This is a genomic window from Paraburkholderia sp. RL18-085-BIA-A, assembly GCF_046027075.1.
Lineage (GTDB): Bacteria > Pseudomonadota > Gammaproteobacteria > Burkholderiales > Burkholderiaceae > Paraburkholderia.
Window position 1 is genome coordinate 1 of the sequence record NZ_JARESU010000597.1, and the last position, 496, is coordinate 496.

The following is a 496-nucleotide window of genomic DNA, read 5'->3' on the forward strand; positions in this document are numbered from 1 at the left end:
CATACAGTCAAACCGGAGTGAGTCGACACGTGGCACGTTGCAAGGATCCAGTTCGAGTTCTGCGCATAAGAATCAAGGACAGGCATGCTCCGTCGCTTGCCGAGATGGCGCGGGCTGTGAACTTTGTCTGGAACTACTGCAATGACCTGTCGCTCCAGATCTTTCGCCGCGAGCGACGCTTTGCCTCTGGCATTGAGATCCAGCGCTATCTGAACGGGGCCTCGAAAGAAGGCCTGGCGGTCGGCTCGGCCGTGTTTCAGCAGATCGCCGAAGAGTACGCGACGCGCCGCAAACAGCACCGCAAGGTAAAGCTTCGGTGGCGGCGCTCGGTCGGCGCGCGGCGCTCGCTGGGATGGATTCCATTCAAAGCCCGCTCGGTCGTATGGCGCCATGGTCAGGCCCACTTTCAGGGCCTGCATCTTGGCGTCTGGGACAGCTACGGCCTGGCCGGCTATGAGTTCGGCGCCGGTTGCATCTCCGAAGACAGCCGCGGCCG

At 61.9% G+C, this 496-nt stretch carries 1 pseudogene; it reads left to right on the plus strand.

The window, feature by feature from the left end:
• Window positions 1–116 precede the first annotated feature (116 nt).
• Window positions 117–496, plus strand: a pseudogene (locus P0D89_RS54015) (RNA-guided endonuclease InsQ/TnpB family protein); the annotation flags it as partial.